Consider the following 18,520-nt stretch of genomic DNA (forward strand, 5'->3'; position numbering starts at 1 on the left):
TTCAAAGTTACGTCTTATTTGCTTTTTAATCTAAAATTTGATTTAAATCAAATTTTACCAAGATTTGAGTCAATAGCTATTGTGTTTGAGCATTGTAGTTTTGTAACTACAATGAAATTATCATTTTTATGAAAAAAATAGAACAATTAAATGCGCTTGGAATTAATCCTAGAAAAGAATACTTCTGGAATTTACCAGTTTCTAAATTAGTAGAACATACCCTTCAAAGAAAGCAAGGTGTATTGACAAGCACAGGAGCTTTAGCTTGTGATACTGGAGAGTTTACAGGTAGGTCACCAAAAGATAAATATATTGTTAAGGATAGTGTTACTGAAGACTCTATTTGGTGGGGAAATGTAAACCATCCGTTTTCAACAGAAGATTTTGATAATTTGTACAACCGTGTTACAGCATTCCTTTCTGATAGAGAAATTTATATTAAAGATGCACAAGCAGGAAGTAAAAAAGAGTATCAATTAAATGTTCGTGTTATTACAGAGACGCCTTGGCAAAGTTTATTTGTGAATAATCTTTTTTTAAGACCTTCAAAAAAGGAATTGGAGACTTTTGAACACGAATGGTTGATACTGGCTGCTCCAGAATTTAAGGCAGATCCAGAAATAGATAAAACTAGGCAACACAATTTTACAATCATCAATTTTACAAAAAAAGTAATCCTAATTGGAGGCAGTGCGTACACTGGTGAAATAAAAAAAGGAATTTTTACTATTTTAAATTATATTTTACCACACGATAAAAATGTACTATCAATGCATTGTTCTGCAAATATTGGTAAAGATGGAAAAACAGCAGTCTTTTTTGGACTTTCAGGAACAGGGAAGACAACCTTATCTGCAGATCCATCCAGAGCGCTTATAGGTGATGATGAACATGGTTGGGATTCAGAAAATGTTTTTAATTTTGAAGGAGGTTGTTATGCGAAATGTGTAAATTTAAGTGAAGAAAAAGAACCACAAATATTTTCTGCTGTGCGTTTTGGAACCTTACTTGAAAATGTTCGCTTTTATGAAGGTTCAGATATCGTTGATTATGATAATATTCAAGTTACTGAAAACACCAGAGCTGCCTATCCAATTAATTTCATAGATAATGCAAAGAACCCTTCTATTGGTGGTGCACCTACAAATATTTTCTTTTTAACTTGTGATGCCTTTGGAGTATTACCTCCAATTTCTAAATTAACAGTAGGGCAAGCGATGTATCATTTTATTTCTGGGTATACTGCAAAAGTCGCAGGAACTGAAGCTGGGATTACAGAGCCTCAAACCACGTTTTCAGCATGTTTTGGAGAACCATTTTTACCATTACATCCAACAAAATATGCAGAATTATTAGGGAAAAAACTGAAAGAAAATAATGTAAATGTATGGCTTGTTAACACAGGTTGGTCTGGTGGTGCTTACGGAATTGGAGAACGTATCAAATTAAGTTATACGAGAGCAATGATTATAGCTGCGCTTGACGGAAAATTAGATCAAGTTGATTATTTGAAGCATACTGTTTTTGGTTTGCAAATGCCAATAGAGTGTGAAGGTGTGCCATCCAATATACTAAACCCAAAAAATACTTGGGAGAATCCGCAAAAATATGATGAAACTGCAGAAAAACTTGCGGCACAATTCAATGAAAACTTTAAAATGTATCAATCTTTTGCGAATGGTGAAATCCGATCTGGAGCACCTAAAGTAGCTGTCAATCTCGAAAAAGCATAGTACATGATTAAAATTAATAAGGAAGCTATAATGAGCTGTCCTATTTGTGGTTCTAAATACAAAAAAATAATGCCACAGATAGGAAAGCACATCAATAGTGAATGTGTTTTTTGTCATACTGTTTTTGGAATAAACAATATGAGTGATTGTTGTGTATATTGTGTGTATAGTGATGTGTCATGTCCTAAATCGCAAAAAAAACAATTAATAACACCTTCAACAATTTAAACATAAACGATTACGAATAGAAATAGATCCAGTTTCTCTATTGATTTTAAAGATTATACAGTTAAAGTTATGATATTCAAAAACCTACATTTAAATATAGAGATTAATGATCACCTTTTTAATACACTTTACCCTTTACGAATCAAAAAGCTTTCTGAGCGACATTGGACATCTGTAGAAGTAGCTAAACTGGCTGCCGATTACTTAGTAGATAAACCAAACTGCAAAGTTTTAGATATTGGTTCTGGAGCAGGAAAGTTTTGTTTGATAGGAGCTTCCACAACAAAAGGTCGTTTTTATGGTGTTGAGCAACGAGATAGTCTTGTAAAGTTATCTCAAAAGATAGCGAAAACAAATAATGTCAATAACGTAGAATTCATTCACTCCAACATTACACAAATATCTTTTTCCGATTATAATGCCTTTTATTTTTATAATCCCTTTTATGAAAACATAGACGATTCACTTTTAATAGACAATAAAGTTATTATAGATGAAAAATTATATTTTTCATATTCAGAATATGTAGAAAATCAATTGAAAAACACACCTGTAGGAACACGTCTTGTTACGTATTGGAGTATGTGGTCGGAAATTCCAGAGGGTTTTGATTTAGAATTTACAGCCTATAATGGTAAACTAAATTTTTGGGAAAAGAAATTTTGATTGTTATGAATGAACATGAAAATCACATTCAAAAAAGCAAGAAGGAATTATTAATACAAGGTGTTGAAAAGCTTAAAATCATTGGTTTTGAAAATGTTACCATTCTTAATATTTTAACTGACGACATTTATCAGCTGTATTTTTTAAGTTTTCTGAAAAACAGATCTAACCCTATTAATAAAGATGAGATTATTGCAATAAAAGAACTAAAATTATTCGTTACTAGATTACGTGAAGTATAAAAGAATAATACTATAAATTTTCTTTAGCTCTCATAATGGCAGTATGTATATTTTCAACAACAAGATCATGTTCTATAAATAAAAACATCTCATTTTTTTCAAAACTTTTCCTCAATGGTTTTTTAATACCCGAAATTATTACTTTTATTTTTCGTGCCTTATAGGTTTTTAATATTTCTTTTATGCTTTGATATCCTGTAGCATCTATTAACGGTACGTAGCGCATTCTAATAATGATAACTTTAGGTTGCAGTTGCGTATTGGTAATAGTTTCTTGAAATTGTCTGGCTGCTCCAAAAAATAGAGGTCCATTAATTTCATATAACAATACTCCTTTAGGTATATCTAGTAGCTCTTCATCAAAAAGGTGTTCTTTGTTTTTGTTTTTAGAAGAAATATTTTGAATGTTAACTGATTCACTCATTCGTTTCATAAACATGAAACTAGATAATACGATTCCAATTTCTATGGCAATTACCAAGTCAAAAATAACGGTAAGAAAAAAAGTAGTGAGCAGAATAATAATATCCATTCTATTCCCTTTTAAAATAGATTTGAATTGTTTCCATTCACTCATATGATATGCTACAACCATTAAAATTCCAGCTAGACATGACATAGGAATTAATTTCGCGTAAGGAGCAAATAAAAGCATAATAGCCAATAAGACTAAAGCATGGACGATACCTGCAATTGGTGTTCTTCCTCCATTTTTAACATTGGTAGCTGTTCTGGCAATAGCTCCTGTAGCAGGAATGCCACCAAAGAGCGATGACATAATATTCGCTGCTCCTTGTGCTACTAATTCCATATTTGAACGGTGTTTTCCTCCAATCATTGAATCTGAAACCACAGCAGAAAGGAGCGATTCTATGCTTCCTAATATAGCAATGGCAAATGCGGGCTGGATAAGTGATTTGATGGTGTCAAAATCAACATTTGGTATATGCGGAAGCCCTAACTTATTTGGAATAGTCCCAAAATTACTCTCAATAGTATCTACAGGAATGTCAAATAGCAATACAACTATGGTTGATAATACTATAGCTACAATAGATCCTGGGATTTTTTTTATTAGTTTTTGAAAATATAAAGTAATAAATATAGTTACGAGAGCAATACTAATAGCATACCAATTTATTTTGTGAATATTATTAAAATATACCGTCCATTTATCTATGAAATTTGCTGGAACCTTAGAAATATGGAGACCAAAAAAGTCATTAATTTGTGAGCTAAAAATAATGAGTGCAATCCCACTGGTAAAGCCTACAATTAGAGAATATGGGATGTACTTTAATAAATTACCTAACCTTGCCAATCCAAATCCAATGATAATAAAACCAGCCATAAAAGTGGCTATGGTTAAACCATCTGTCCCATATTGTTCAACAATACCATAAACAATTACAATGAAAGCTCCTGTTGGGCCTCCGATTTGAACTCGGCTACCGCCAAATGTTGAAATGATTATACCTGCAATAATTGCGGTTAAGATTCCTTTTTCAGGAGAGACTCCAGAGGCAATTGCAAAAGCAATTGCCAAGGGTAAAGCAACGATTCCCACTATTATTCCCGAAAGAATATCTTTTGTTACTATTTCTTTCGAAATGCCTTCTTTTAAAAGAGAAAAAAGCTTTGGGACAAATTCTTTGTACATCGTACTATTGATTAATTTCTTATTAAACTTTCACTTTAGTTTACCACTTCGTTGTATAATCGATGATCATATTGAGTAAAATAGCTCTTGCAATGCGCATTAATGGAATCTGTAACATGAAACTAAATAGTATAATTAATGGATAAAGAAGTTTGAAAAAACTATTCATGCTATCCAATAAAAACCCTAATGTTAATAATGGAATAAGAACAATAAGAACAATGGGATAGCTAATCCATAAAGCAGCGGTATAAAATCCAGGTTCTAATTTAAAATTCTGTTCACAATGAGGGCATTTGTCAGGCATTTCTAAAATTCTTGAAAACACGATTAATCCTGGATTGCTGAATAAATTTCCAATTTGACAGCGTGGACATTTTAATTTTAAAATACTGTAAAGCTTGGTTCCCTTTTTCATAGACTATTTTCTGAGTGATGATATCAAATGTTTGGCTTTGATAGACTTACATGTTGTTAACAATAGCTTCCCCAAATTCAGAACATTTAAGTAGTGTAGCACCTTTCATTAATCTCTCAAAATCATAGGTTACAGTTTTTTTATGAATAGCTCCCTTTAATCCTTTAACTATTAAGTCTGCTGCTTCTTGCCAGCCTAAATATTCTAACATCATGACACCAGAAAGAATTTCGGAAGAAGGGTTCACTTTATCTTGGTCTTTGTATTTGGGTGCAGTACCATGTGTTGCTTCAAATATAGAAACACCTGTTTGATAATTTATATTGGCACCTGGTGCAATTCCTATTCCACCTACGATAGCAGCCAAAGCATCAGAAATATAATCACCATTTAAGTTAAGAGTTGCAATAACATCATACTGTTCTGGTCTTAAAATGATTTGTTGCAAAAATGCATCGGCAATAACATCTTTGATAATTACTTGATGTCCGTTTTTCGTAATAACTTGCCAAGGACCTCCTTCGTGATCTTTTGCGCCAAATTCATCTTTGGCTAATTGATAGCTCCATTCTTTAAATTTACCTTCGGTAAATTTCATAATATTGCCTTTATGAACAATTGTGACCGATTTTCTTTCATTATCAATAGCATATTGAATAGCAGCTCTCATTAAACGCTCGGTTCCTTCTTTTGAGACCGGTTTAATACCAATAGATACGGTATCAGGAAACCTGATTGCAGTTACACCCATTTCATTGATTAGAAAGTTTTTTACTTTTTCAAGTTCGGGAGTACCATTTAACCATTCTATTCCAGCATAAATATCTTCAGTGTTTTCTCTAAAAATAACCATATCTACTTTTTCAGGATGCTTTACTGGAGAGGGCACACCTTCATACCATTTTACTGGTCGTACACAAGCATATAAATCCAGTTGTTGACGTAAAGCCACATTAAGCGATCGCATACCACCTCCTATAGGTGTTGTTAATGGACCTTTTATCGCTACCAAGTATTTTTCAATACTTTTTATGGTCTCTTTAGGTAACCATTCACCTGTTTTTTCGAAAGCCTTCTCACCTGCATACACTTCTTTCCATTTAATTTTTCTGTAATTTCCATAGGCATTGTGTACAGCACTATCAATTACTAATTTGGTAGCTTTCCAAATATCTGACCCAATACCATCCCCTTCAATAAAGGGGATAATGGGTTTGTTTGGGACATGTAATTTTTCATTAATGAGATAGATGTTGCTTTCATTCATAATTCGTAGATGTTCAATTTAATACAAAAATACATTAAATGTTATATAAAAACATAACAAATGTTATATTTTTATATGTTATTTATTATATATTTGGACGATGAAAAATTTTTATTCGCAATTTGATTTTCAAAGTGAATTACTTTTCGAGGTTTTAACTTCTGAAGAAAAAAAAATAGTGTATAATTCAATGGAGCCTCTAATCATAAAGAAAGGAAGCCTTTTGTTTTATGAAGAAGGTGTTCCTACTGGTATTTTTCAAATTAAGAAAGGGAAAGCGAAGAAATTTAAACGTGGTTTTTCTGGAACAGAACAAATTTTCTATATCTACACAACTGGTGATGTATTAGGATATCATGCTTTATTTGGAGAAGAGCGTTATCAAGATTCTTGTGAAGCTTTAGAGGACATGGAAGTTAATTTCATAGCTAAAGATGTTTTTTTAAAATTGTTACAGGATATTCCTGCTTTACAACGAACTTTTATAAAAAATATAGGTCATGAGTTCGGGGTTTTGGCTAATATTATCACAGTACTAGCTCAAAAGAATTTAAATGCACGATTAGCTATTAATTTGCTCATTTTAGAAAATCGATTCCAAAAACATTATAAAGAAGGAGGTATTGATTTAACACGTGAGGATTTGGCTAATATTATTGGCACTTCACCTGAAAGTTTGGGCAGGAGTCTCAAGCAGTTTAAGGATGAAGGGATTATTGAAGTAGATAAAAGAATTATTTACATCAAGAATAAGAATCAGATATTTCAATTACTAAATATTGAGAAAGGTTATATGAATTAAGAATCATATCCATTATTTTATTGAGCATTCTATTTACTATTCAGGACCAATTTAGAAAATTCTTAAGACTTCAATAATACATAGTAATATCACATTTTTAACCATTTATATCCTGGAGTTCCATTAGTTTTTTTAAAATCTGGTATATTCCATATTAGAATGAAATGTCATTATTCAAAGTATCTTGGTTAGATCTCTTGGTTTTGTTCTATATCATTATTGTTATTTATATATTTGGAAGTAAATAGCTGTCTACCTATCACTATTTTAAATTAATTAATCTAAAGCTTATATAATTTTGAAATCTAAAAAAGATATAGATCTTCTTTTGTGGGCAAAACTCAAAGACGGAAATATTGAGGCTTTAGGTAAGTTGTATGACCTTTATATTGATGATTTATTTAGTTATGGGATTCAATTTAGTTATAATAAAACTGAGGTTATGGATAGTATCCATGATGTATTCTTAAACCTTTATAAGTACAGAAATAATCTGGCAGATACAAATCACGTTAAATATTATTTACTACGATCATTAAAAAATCAAATACTTAAAAAGAGTAAAAGGACGTTCCAAATAGAGTCTATTGATGATAATGTTCTTTCTTTATCAGATTTTAGTGCTTCCGCAGAAGAAGAAATTATTGTTAGTGAGATTGAAAACGAACGCACTCATAGGTTATCTAAATCCATAAACTTGTTAAGTAAAAAGCAAAGACAAGGTTTGTTTTTAAGGTTTAACGAAGAAAAGGATTATGAAGACATTGCTAAAATTATGAATGTCTCTGTGCAAACTTCCAGAACTATTATTTATAGAGCGATTAAATCTCTAAGAAAGAATATGTTAGCCTCTTTATTTTCTCTGTTTCAAATTTTTTATTAAAATTTCTCATTTTTTTTGTCTATGTCTTTTAGATGTTGGACTTATTATGATAGAGACCACTAGGTTTTATATTTTAAATCAGTGTGTCTTAAATATAGTTTTAGAAAAAGATGAAAGATAATAGGTCATATAAAATGAATTTTGATGAGATATCTAAAGAAGAGAAATCTCAATTAAAAGATAAAATAATAAACTCTGCTCATCTCCATAGGCAGAAAAAACGTCGTGTAAAATATACGATGAGTTTTGTTGCAGCATCAGTAGTGCTTTTATTTTCTATAGGTGTTTTTAATTACATGAAACAAGATGTTTCTCCTATAGAGGAATTTGTAAACACAACACAGGATCAAGGCAAATCAAATGAAGTAAAACTTATTTTAAGTGATGCAAAGGATATTGAAATTCCCGAAAATGATTCGGCCATAACCTATTCTAATAATGGTCAAAATGTTTCCTTCGGAAATTCTAAAACTATAAGTCAAGAGCTTTCAGCACAAAAAGAAATCGTCTTTAATACATTAATTGTCCCTTATGGCAAACGTTCAGAAATTGTATTGTCTGATGGTAGTAAGGTCTGGTTAAATTCTGGTTCAAAATTAGTGTTTCCTGCTTCTTTTTCCAAAGAAAAAAGAGAAGTCTATCTCGAAGGAGAAGCTATTTTTGAAGTGACTCACAATAAAAAACAACCGTTTATAGTAAAATCAAAAGATCAAGATATTGAGGTATTAGGTACCATATTTAATGTGAGTAATTACGCTGATGATGATTCTATATTCACAGTACTTAAAAGTGGAAGCGTTCAAATACACTATAATAATGACAACCTAATCTCATCTAAAAGTCATTTAAAGATAGTTCCAAATACGTTAGCAACTTATAATAAAAAAGATAAAAATGTTTTCACAAAAACGGTAGACGTAGAAACCTATTTTTCTTGGAGAGACGGTGTTTTTATCTTTAAAAATGATGCCTTAAAGACGATAATGAAAAAACTATCAAGGTATTATAATGTAGATATCATTATCAATGACGATAATTTATCTAATCAAACATTTTCAGGCTATTTGGATGTAAATGAAGATTTAGATCATGTATTGCAAATCATTAATGAGGCAGAAACGTCTCCCTTTACATATGAACTGACAAAAAACAATCAACTAATCATAAATTAAAAAACGAGCTATTATGAAACAAAATCAGTAGAAGTGAAAAACTAGAAGATGCGCCAACACCTTCTAGCTTAAAAAATTAACACAACTGCATGAAGCAGTAATATTAACCACTAAAACAAAATTATGAATAAAAATAAGAACCTTTGTGCTTTTGAACGCACAAAGCCTTTAAGATACTATTTGGTAAATATTATGAGAATCTTTCTATTATTAATAACCATTGGTTTAAGTTCTGCTTTTGCAAATACTACAAATGCTCAGACTAAAATAGATATAAACGTAAGCAATGTAACTTTAGAAGAATTATTTAAAGATATACAGAGTAAAAGCGAATTTATATTTTTTTACAAAGACGATGTCTTAAAATATAATGTGTCATTAAATCTTAAAGACGCAACACTTTCTACAATTTTAGACACTGCATTAGCAGGGACTAATTTAACTTATAAAGTAGATGAAAGACAAGTTGTTATTAAAGAAGATGTTAATGTAAAAGCTAATAATTCTAAAAGTGCTCAGCAAACAAAAACCATTACAGGTAAGGTTGTTGATGATACAGGTATGCCTTTGGTTGGAGCAACAGTGATGGTTAAAGGCGCTAACACTGGAGTCATCACAGATTTTGATGGTAATTTTGAATTGTCGGTTCCTGATGATACAACAACTTTAGTTATTTCTTATTTAGGTTATTCTCCTCAAGAAGTTGAGATTATTGGCAAAACTATTATTGATGTTAAAATGATGCCAGATAATGCTGCTTTAGATGAAATCGTGGTTATTGGTTATGGTACAGAGAAAAAAGCATTATTAAGTGATGCGATAACTTCTATCAGTTCTAAACAAGTAAAAGATTTGCCAGTTTCGTCAGTAGATGGGATTCTTCAAGGTCAGGCAGCAGGTGTACAAGTACAACAAAATTCTGGGACTCCAGGTGGAGAAATGTCTGTGAGAATTCGTGGGCTAAGTTCTATCAGTGGTTCTAATCAGCCACTTTATATTATTGATGGAATACCAGTTACTACTGGTGATTTTGGACAAATTGGTTACTCTGGTCAAGGCTCAAGTGCACTTGCAGATTTAAATCCAGGTGATATTGAATCTATAAGTGTTTTGAAAGATGCATCAGCAACTGCAATTTATGGAGCTAGAGGATCAAATGGTATTGTATTGATTACTACAAAGCGTGGTAAAGAGCAAAAATCTGTAGTTAATGTCAATGTGTATTCTGGTGTACAACGTGCTTGGAATAAGTTAGACATGTTAAATGCTAGAGAATGGATGGAGTATAGAAATGATCTTACTAATAGCACTGTTTTTACTGAAGAACAAATGAATAATATTACAGTAGATACAGATTGGCAAGATGTTATTTTTAGAAACGCAGCAATAAATAGTATCGAGTTGTCTGCAATAGGAGGTTCTGAAAAGACGAAATTTTTTATGAGCGGAACATATTTTGATCAAGAAGGAATTTTAATTGGTACAGATTATCAAAGAATAAATGCGCGTGTTAATGTAGATCATCAATTATCTGACAAAGTCAAAATAGGAACAAGTATAGGGTTGACTTATGCAAAAACAAATCGTGTAGAAAGCGATCAAACGCTTCATGGTCCATTACCTAATGGAATCTCGACACCAGCAATATATTCGGTATATAATGAAGATGGATCTTATAATCAAAGTGGTCCATATTCTAATGCAGTGTCTATTGCAAACGAAGCTATTAATGAAAACTTTTCTTATAGAACGAATTCTAATATTTATTTAGACTATGAAATTTTTGAAGATTTAACCTTTTCAACAAAATGGGGAATTGATTTCTTAAATTTTAGAGAACATGCTTATGAGTCTACTAAAACGGTTCAAGGTGCAAAATATAATGGCTTAGGTTTTGAAACTTATAGTAACGTTTCAAATATTGTATCTAACAACTTATTAAAGTATAATAAGAAAATCAACAACCATAAATTTGAAGCCTTAGTGGGTTATACTTTTGAAAAGTACCAATACAGATCTTCATTTATTAGAGGTCAGGATTATGTAGATGATAATTTAGAATATATAAGTTCTGCTTCTACAATAGTTTCTGCAAGTGCTAATGCATCAGATGCTGGTATAAGATCTTATTTAGGGAGAGTAAATTATAATTTTGACGATAAATACATTGCCACAGTTTCTGGTCGTTTTGATACATCGACAAAGTTTGGTGAGAATAATAGAACTGGATTTTTCCCAGCTGCTTCTGTAGCTTGGCGTGTTTCCGAAGAAAACTTTTTAAAAAATCAAGAGATTGTTTCAGATCTTAAATTAAGAGTGAGTTATGGTCTTACAGGAAACGATGATATTAGTCCGTTTTTGTTTTCAGAACTCTACGGAAATACATCTTACGGTGGACAACCAGCTATTTACCCTAGTAATATCCCAAATCCAGATTTAAAATGGGAAAGTACTGCGCAGTTTAATTTAGGAGTGAATTTTGGGCTTTTTGATGATAGAATCACCATAACTGCAGACTATTATAATAAACAAACCAAAGATTTATTACTAAGCAGACCGTTGCCTTCTAGTTCTGGTTTTTCTTCAATTACTGAAAATGTAGGTAGCGTAGAAAATAAAGGAATTGAAATTTCAATTGCGACTAATAACTTTATTGGAGAAACCTTTACTTGGGATACAAATTTTAATATCTCTGGCAACCGAAATAAAGTATTAGAGCTTTATAATGGTCAACCTATTGATGATATTGGTCGTGGAGGAAATAGAATTATGGAAGGTCAACCTATAGGTGTTTTCTATAGTTATAAGTCTTTAGGAGTTGATCCTTCTACAGGAGATATTGTTTATGCAGATACTAATTTTGATGGTGAAATCACATCAGCAGATAGAACAATAGTTGGTAATCCACATCCCGATTTCATTTTCGGTTTAACAAATAACTTTTCTTATAAAGGCATTGATTTAAGTGTCTTTTTACAGGGTTCTTATGGTAACGATGTATTCAATGGATCTAGATTGTTCTTAGAATCTTTACAAGGAGGTGATAATCAATTAGCATCCATAACAAGACGTTGGCAACAGCCTGGAGATATTACAGATATTCCTAGAGCAACCACAGATCCTATTGCGTCAGCACAAAATAAGCGCGTGTCATCTCGTTTTATTGAAGATGGTTCTTACATGAGAGTTAAAAATGTAACGCTTGGTTACACGGTTGATAAAAAGGTGTTAGAGAAAACAATGTTCTCTAGTTTACGTGTGTATGTAAGTGCACAAAACTTATTCACGTTTACAAACTATTCAGGTTTAGATCCAGAGGTGAATTATAGAGGTGATGATAACTCTGTTATTGGTACAGATTTCTTTACGTATCCACAAGCGCAAACAGTAACTCTAGGTGTTAATTTAAAATTTTAAAAGATGAAAAAGATAATTTTTATAACCTTAATCTTATGTACAGCACTTTCGTGTGATGTTTTAGATGTAGAACCTCAAAATTCTATTTCTGCGGAAGAAGCATTTAATACAAAAGAAGATATAGATAAAGGAATTTTAGGTGCTTATGCATCGTTTCAGAGTTTAAGTTACTACGGAAGAACATTTGGAATATTTTCAGACCTAGCTGCAGATAACCTTTCACATCCTGTTGATGCTACAGCTACAGCGTACGCAGAAGTTGATAATAATAGTATTCTACCAGAAAATGGATCGGTAGATGGGATTTGGAGTATTGCTTATGATGGTATTAATGTCGCCAACAATGTCATTGATAAAGTACCAACTATTACAGATATGACAGAACAAGAAAAGAATGAGGCTTTATCAGAGTTATATTTTATTAGAGCTTTAAATCATTTTAATCTGTTAAACTATTTTGGAGGAGTTCCAATCAAAGTAGCACCAACTGTTGGCGTTAATAATCTGGATGCACCTAGAAATACTGAAGAAGAAGTGTATAATCAAATTATAAACGATTTAATATTTGCTGTCGAGCATCTTCCTGTATCTAGTACAAAAATTAGAGCGTCTAATGCTGCTGCTAAAGCGTTATTGGCAAAAGTATATTTGTATAAAAAAGAATATCCTTTAGCGATTTTAATGGCTTCGGAAGTGATATCAGATGGTGGTTACACATTACCAGATAATTATCGTGATGTATTTGAAGATGATGAATCAGACGAATCTATTTTTGAAATATCATTTTCAGAATTAGAAAGAAACCGTATTGCAGAGTATAATTTTCCTACTTCACTTAATGGAAGAAGAGAAGTAGAACCGTCGCAAGATTTATTAGACGCTTACGAAGCTAATGACGAAAGATTTGAAGCGAGTATTGCTTTTGAAGGTGATAAAGCTTACGCCATTAAATACGACGATTTAAGTTTAGGAACAGGAAACTTTATTGTGCTAAGATTAGCAGATATGTATCTTATTAGAGCAGAAGCAGAAGCGAGTTTGCAAGCGCCAAATGTATCATCTGTTCAATCTGATATCAACGAGATTAGAGTTCGTGCAAACTTGCAGCCAACATCTGAATCTTCTATTACACAATTACTTAGAATTATTGAAGACGAAAGAAGAATAGAATTCGCTTTTGAAGGTCAACGCTGGTTTGATCTTGTAAGAACAGATCGCGCAATTACGGTATTACCAAATGTAAATAGCACTAACCAAATGCTTTTTCCAATACCTACAGACGAAATTCAAACTAATAACAGTCCAGGAATGGTTCAAAATCCAGGATACTAAAAACGACTCATCATGATTAAAATAAAATTTATGACAACTAAATATTTCAGCTACATTTTTATAGCTCTATTATCTTTCACATTTTTTACTTGTGAAGACGATGACACTGTACCACCACAATCTCAAGCAGAATTTACTGCTAGTGCAACTCAAGTTGCTGTTGGTGAGGAAATTCAATTCACTAATAATTCTCAAAATGCTACAGCTTATGCATGGAGTTTTGGAGATGGTACAACATCAAATCAAGTGTCACCAAGAAAAACGTATGAGACTAGTAATGTCTTTTTAGTGAGCTTAGTGTCAACAGGAGCTGGTGGTTCTACAATTTCTAATATGGAGATTACAGTAACACCTGCAAGTTTGTTTTCCGTAGAAAATGAAGAAGATCTTATTGCAACAATACCAGTTCAATTTGTGAATATCTCTGAAGGTGCAGATAGTTATTCTTGGAATTTTGGTGATGCAGATAATTCGACGTCAACAGAAGAAAACCCAGAGTTTGCTTATCCATCTGCTGGAACATTTACAGTAAGTTTAACAGCAAGTAGCGCTTTTGGTTCACAAATATTTTCAAAAGACGTTGTTATAGGCGAAGCTCCAGAAGCACCAGCCGAATTATATTATATGGCAATTGGAGATGAATATATTAGAAACCTGATTTTAGATGGTTCAGGAACTGTAAATGATGTTTATGATGCTGTTGGTAAAGGCGGTGTTGGTATGGCTTATGATGAGGTGAATGAGAAATTATATTTCAGTGATTTTGATACGTACCCCTTCGGAAATATCTGGAGAATGAACCTTGACGGAACAGGAATTGAAGCTATTGCGACAAATATTGGTGATCCTTATGCGATTGCTTTAGATGTTGCTGGAAACAAAATCTACTGGGTTGATGATGAGGGTAATGTGTCAAAAGCAAATTTAGATGGTTCTAATCCGGAAATCGGATTTTTTAATTTACCAGGAGTGAACTGGAGAGCAATTTCTTTAGATGTTGAAAATGGCAAAATGTATGTTTATGATGTAAATATTGAAGAGGTTTATGAAGTTAATTTAGACGGAACAAACCCTAATGTAATTATCACAGGAAACTATGGTTATGCACTTCTAGTTGATACCGTAAATGACAAAATTTATTTTGATGATCAAAATGATGATTTACTTAAAGTGGCTAATCTAGATGGATCAAATATTCAAACTATTGATGCTGAAGGCACAAGGATTTATGGAATGCAAATTGATCACGAAGCTGGAAAATTATATTGGTCTGGACGTGACTCTGGAGAATTGTACAGTGCAAATTTAGATGGTACAGATCGAGTAGTTTTAAGAACAGGAATCGCAAGCCCTAGAGGAATAGCTTTAATAAAATAATAGTTTAAACAGATGAGAAATTTAATTTTTATAATCACAATGTGTTGTACTGTTGGGATGTTTCAGTCGTGTTCTGATGATGATTTTCCAGTGCCACCTGCAAGTACAGTTCCTGAATTTACGTTTGTAATTGATAACGATGAGTTTGCACCTGCAACAGTTACGTTCACAAATAATTCTATTGTGCCAACCCATGTTGGTGCAGCTACGTATTATTGGAATTTTGGTGATGGAGAATCTACTTCCGAAGAAAATCCAACGCACTTATATACTGAGCCTGGAGCTTATAGTGTGAATTTGGTTGTGACAACTTCTGAGTCTTTAGAAATAAACGAAGTCACAAAAACAATTGTGATTAAAGATCCAAATGCAACAGGAGTACCTATATATTTTATTGATGGTGTTCAGGTTTATCAAGGATTAATAAACACACAAGCTCCAATTTTTACGCCTTTAAATGGTGTCGTAGCACAATCGTCTTACGGAATGGTGATTGATAATGTGAACGGTAAGCTTTACATTAGTGATTATGGTGCAGATAAAATTTACAGATCCAATTTAGATGGAAGTAATTTTGAAGACTTTAGAGTTGGCGTCGATGGACCTAACGGAATGACCATTGATTACCAAGAAAACCAAATTTATTGGGATACTAGTTCTGGAATTCAAAGAGGAGATATTGATGATTCAGATGTGAATCAAGTAGAAGATTTTGTCACAGGACAAGCTAATGATCCAGACGGATTGTCAATAGATTTAGTAAACAGAACACTTTATTGGATCAATTACAATGGAGGCGTTTGGGTGAAAAATTTAGATGGTACAGGAGAGTCTGAACTAATTCCAGCTATTGAAGGAGGAAGCATGTTAGTCGTTGGTAATCGAATTTTTTATGATGAATATGTCGCTTCTGGAGATATTAGGTTAAAATCTGCAGACTTAGATGGGACTAACATTACAACTATAGCAGTTAATATTGGTAGAGTTGTTTATGGAATAGGTTACGATGCTAACGAAGATAAAATTTATTGGGGAGATCGTAATACAGATGTGATGATGAGAGCTAATTTAGATGGTTCTAGTCCAGAAGTATGGTTTACGCATACAGGAGATACCAGAGGAATTGTTATTGGAGAATTAGAATAGCATGATAATAAAAAAAATAATACTACTTAGTTTGTTTTTTGGGTTCATGCTTCAAGGTAATGCCCAAAATACTGAAGTAAAAGGAAAACTATTTATCATAGGTGGTGGCTCAAGACCAGCATCTATGGTAGATCGTATTGTTAAAGAATCTGGCATTGATAAAAGTGGTTACGGAATTGTGTTACCAATGTCCAGCTCAATACCAGATTCTTCTGCTTATTATGCGACTAATCAATTCTATAAACAAGGAGTCAAAAATGTTTATGGTTTACAGTTTATTAAAGATGAAAAATTAACAGCATCAAAACTCGATTCTATTAGAAACGCAAAACTTATTTATATTTCAGGAGGCGACCAAAATAGATTTATGGATATTGTTGGAGGAACAGATATTGAAAAAGCAATTCATGAAGCGTATAAAAATGGATCACTTATAGCGGGAACAAGTGCAGGAGCAGCGGTAATGAGTAAAATGATGATTACTGGAACCGAATTAAAGCATCCTAAATATGCTTCTACATTCAGAAATTTAGAATCTGAAAACATAGAAACTAAAACAGGTTTAGGTCTGATAACTACTATTATTGTCGACCAGCATTTTGTAAAACGAAGTAGATATAATCGTTTGTTAACAGCAATAATCGAATATCCTGAATTAGTAGGAATTGGTATAGATGAGTCCACAGCAATATTAGTGACAGGTAATACTATGGAAGTTGTTGGAGACTCTCAAGTGATTGTTTTTAAAAATCCGGAACAATCAAAAAACACATTTAATGACAAACTTGGTGCTCAAGGTATTATATTGAATATATATTTACCAGGTGAAACATTTACAATAGATTAATATGATGATTTTAAAATTCAATTATAAAAGTTTAGTTTTTACATTACTTTTTTGCTTTTCACTTTTAGGTTTTTCTCAAAACAATAAAAAGGAGAAGAAAATCATAAAAGCTGTAGATAATCATACTGAAAGTTCAATTACATTATTGAAAAAAGCCATTACCATAAATAGTGGTACAATGAATTTTGAAGGTGTTAGAGAAGTAGGAGCTCTTTTTCAAAAAGAACTTGACAAATTAGGTTTTAAAACAGAGCTTACCAATGGAGACGCTTATGGTAGAGCAGGACATTTAGTAGCTACTAGAAAAGGAAATAAAGGACCAAAATTTCTTTTAATTGGTCATTTAGATACCGTTTTTGAATTAGAAAGTCCGTTGCAAGAGTATACCATGCTCAACGATTCTATAATGAAAGGTCCAGGAGTTGCAGATATGAAAGGTGGAGATGTTATTATAATTTTAGCAATGCAAGCCTTAAAAGAAGCAGGTGTTTTAGATGATATGTCTATAGAAATTGTCATGACTGGCGATGAAGAAAAAAGTGGAGATCCATTAGAACTTTCTAAAAAAGATTTGATTGATGCTGCTAAACGTGCAGACATTGCTTTAGGTTTTGAAAATGGAGATAACAACCCAAAAACCATTGTAGTGTCTCGAAGAGGATCTGCAGATTGGGAACTTAAAGTTACAGGTAATCCTGCACATTCGTCTCAAATTTTCACCGACGATATTGGAGCAGGAGCAATATATGAAACCTCAAGAATTTTAAATGAATTTTATCTTCAATTATCAAAAGAGAAGGACTTAACGTTTAATCCAGGATTTATTATTGGAGGTACAACCTTAAAGCCAGAAGCAGATGAAACTGGCGGTTCTGCTTTTGGAAAAACTAATGTCGTTTCACAAGAAACTATTGTTAGAGGAGATTTACGAGCTGTGTCTTTAAATCAACTCATAAAGGCAAAAGCGACAATGAAAAAAATTGTTTCAGAAAACTATCCAAAAACGAATGCTGAACTTATTTTTGGTGAAGGCGCTTATCCACCATTAACTTTAACTAAAGGAAATACGCAATTGTTAGAGTATTTTAATATAGTGAGTCAAGATTTAGGTTTTGGATCAGTAACTGCTGTAAACCCAAGAAATGCTGGTGCAGCAGATATATCATTTACTTCAGAATATGTAGACATGGCAATTGATGGTCTTGGACTTACAGGTGGAGGAGGAGACCATACTATTAATGAAACTGGAAATTTAAAAACTGTCGCTATTCAAGCAAAAATAACAGCAGTATTAATGTACAGATTAGTAAATTCTAAACTGTAATAAATC

Annotated in this window: 16 protein-coding genes; 13 read left to right on the forward strand and 3 right to left on the reverse strand. The window is 32.3% G+C overall.

Features of this window, described 5'->3' with window-relative positions:
- Positions 1–128: 128 nt before the first annotated feature.
- From pckA to IM744_RS17380, 4 genes are all read left to right on the forward strand, one after another.
- A complete protein-coding gene (gene pckA, locus IM744_RS17370) occupies positions 129–1,733 on the forward strand; it encodes a phosphoenolpyruvate carboxykinase (ATP) (protein ID WP_194509447.1) in 1,605 nt (534 codons plus the stop codon).
- Positions 1,734–1,763: 30 nt separating this feature from the next.
- Positions 1,764–1,961, forward strand: a complete 198-nt coding sequence (locus tag IM744_RS20925; RefSeq protein WP_394355001.1) for a GDCCVxC domain-containing (seleno)protein — start codon at positions 1,764–1,766, stop codon at positions 1,959–1,961.
- A 69-nt stretch (positions 1,962–2,030) separates the two neighbouring features.
- On the forward strand, positions 2,031–2,627 hold the full coding sequence (locus IM744_RS17375; RefSeq protein ID WP_194509448.1) for a methyltransferase domain-containing protein: 597 nt from the start codon (positions 2,031–2,033) through the stop codon (positions 2,625–2,627).
- Entirely contained in the window at positions 2,609–2,869 is a 261-nt protein-coding gene (locus IM744_RS17380; RefSeq protein ID WP_194509449.1) for a hypothetical protein, read from the forward strand. The genes IM744_RS17375 and IM744_RS17380 overlap by 19 nt, the downstream gene beginning before the upstream one ends.
- A 10-nt stretch (positions 2,870–2,879) precedes the next feature.
- Here IM744_RS17380 and IM744_RS17385 read toward each other — a convergent pair whose 3' ends face one another.
- The 3 genes from IM744_RS17385 to icd are packed head-to-tail and all read right to left on the reverse strand — an operon-like array spanning position 2,880 to position 6,214.
- Positions 2,880–4,529 carry a SulP family inorganic anion transporter gene (locus IM744_RS17385; RefSeq protein ID WP_194509450.1) on the reverse strand — a complete coding sequence of 550 codons (1,650 nt, stop codon included), beginning with the start codon at positions 4,527–4,529 and terminating at the stop codon, positions 2,880–2,882.
- 40 nt (positions 4,530–4,569) lie between these two features.
- The gene (locus tag IM744_RS17390; protein WP_194509451.1) at positions 4,570–4,947 is read right to left on the reverse strand and encodes a DUF983 domain-containing protein; all 378 of its coding nucleotides are present in this window, start codon (positions 4,945–4,947) and stop codon (positions 4,570–4,572) included.
- Between the two features lie 46 nt (positions 4,948–4,993).
- Positions 4,994–6,214 (reverse strand): NADP-dependent isocitrate dehydrogenase, encoded by a 1,221-nt coding sequence (icd, locus tag IM744_RS17395; protein ID WP_194509452.1) that lies wholly within the window; start codon positions 6,212–6,214, stop codon positions 4,994–4,996.
- A 100-nt stretch (positions 6,215–6,314) separates the two neighbouring features.
- Here icd and IM744_RS17400 point away from each other — a divergent pair, with 100 nt between their 5' ends.
- From IM744_RS17400 to IM744_RS17440, 9 genes are all read left to right on the forward strand, one after another.
- Positions 6,315–7,016: a Crp/Fnr family transcriptional regulator gene (locus tag IM744_RS17400; RefSeq protein ID WP_194509453.1), complete on the forward strand. Its 702-nt coding sequence runs from the start codon at positions 6,315–6,317 to the stop codon at positions 7,014–7,016.
- Between the two features lie 298 nt (positions 7,017–7,314).
- Positions 7,315–7,899, forward strand: a complete 585-nt coding sequence (locus IM744_RS17405; protein WP_194509454.1) for an RNA polymerase sigma factor — start codon at positions 7,315–7,317, stop codon at positions 7,897–7,899.
- 110 nt (positions 7,900–8,009) lie between these two features.
- Entirely contained in the window at positions 8,010–9,071 is a 1,062-nt protein-coding gene (locus IM744_RS17410) for a FecR family protein (RefSeq protein ID WP_194509455.1), read from the forward strand.
- 123 nt (positions 9,072–9,194) lie between these two features.
- The gene (locus tag IM744_RS17415; RefSeq protein ID WP_241738360.1) at positions 9,195–12,488 is read left to right on the forward strand and encodes a TonB-dependent receptor; all 3,294 of its coding nucleotides are present in this window, start codon (positions 9,195–9,197) and stop codon (positions 12,486–12,488) included.
- A gap of 3 nt (positions 12,489–12,491) precedes the next feature.
- Positions 12,492–13,820 carry a RagB/SusD family nutrient uptake outer membrane protein gene (locus IM744_RS17420; protein WP_194509456.1) on the forward strand — a complete coding sequence of 443 codons (1,329 nt, stop codon included), beginning with the start codon at positions 12,492–12,494 and terminating at the stop codon, positions 13,818–13,820.
- 12 nt (positions 13,821–13,832) lie between these two features.
- On the forward strand, positions 13,833–15,197 hold the full coding sequence (locus IM744_RS20855; protein ID WP_194509457.1) for a PKD domain-containing protein: 1,365 nt from the start codon (positions 13,833–13,835) through the stop codon (positions 15,195–15,197).
- 12 nt (positions 15,198–15,209) lie between these two features.
- On the forward strand, positions 15,210–16,343 hold the full coding sequence (locus IM744_RS17430; RefSeq protein ID WP_194509458.1) for a PKD domain-containing protein: 1,134 nt from the start codon (positions 15,210–15,212) through the stop codon (positions 16,341–16,343).
- A 1-nt stretch (position 16,344) separates the two neighbouring features.
- Positions 16,345–17,190, forward strand: a complete 846-nt coding sequence (locus IM744_RS17435; RefSeq protein ID WP_194509459.1) for a cyanophycinase — start codon at positions 16,345–16,347, stop codon at positions 17,188–17,190.
- A gap of 1 nt (position 17,191) precedes the next feature.
- Positions 17,192–18,514 carry a M20/M25/M40 family metallo-hydrolase gene (locus tag IM744_RS17440; protein ID WP_194509460.1) on the forward strand — a complete coding sequence of 441 codons (1,323 nt, stop codon included), beginning with the start codon at positions 17,192–17,194 and terminating at the stop codon, positions 18,512–18,514.
- Positions 18,515–18,520 lie beyond the last annotated feature (6 nt).

The sequence above is a fragment of the Psychroserpens luteus genome (assembly GCF_015319355.1).
Lineage (GTDB): Bacteria > Bacteroidota > Bacteroidia > Flavobacteriales > Flavobacteriaceae > Psychroserpens > Psychroserpens luteus.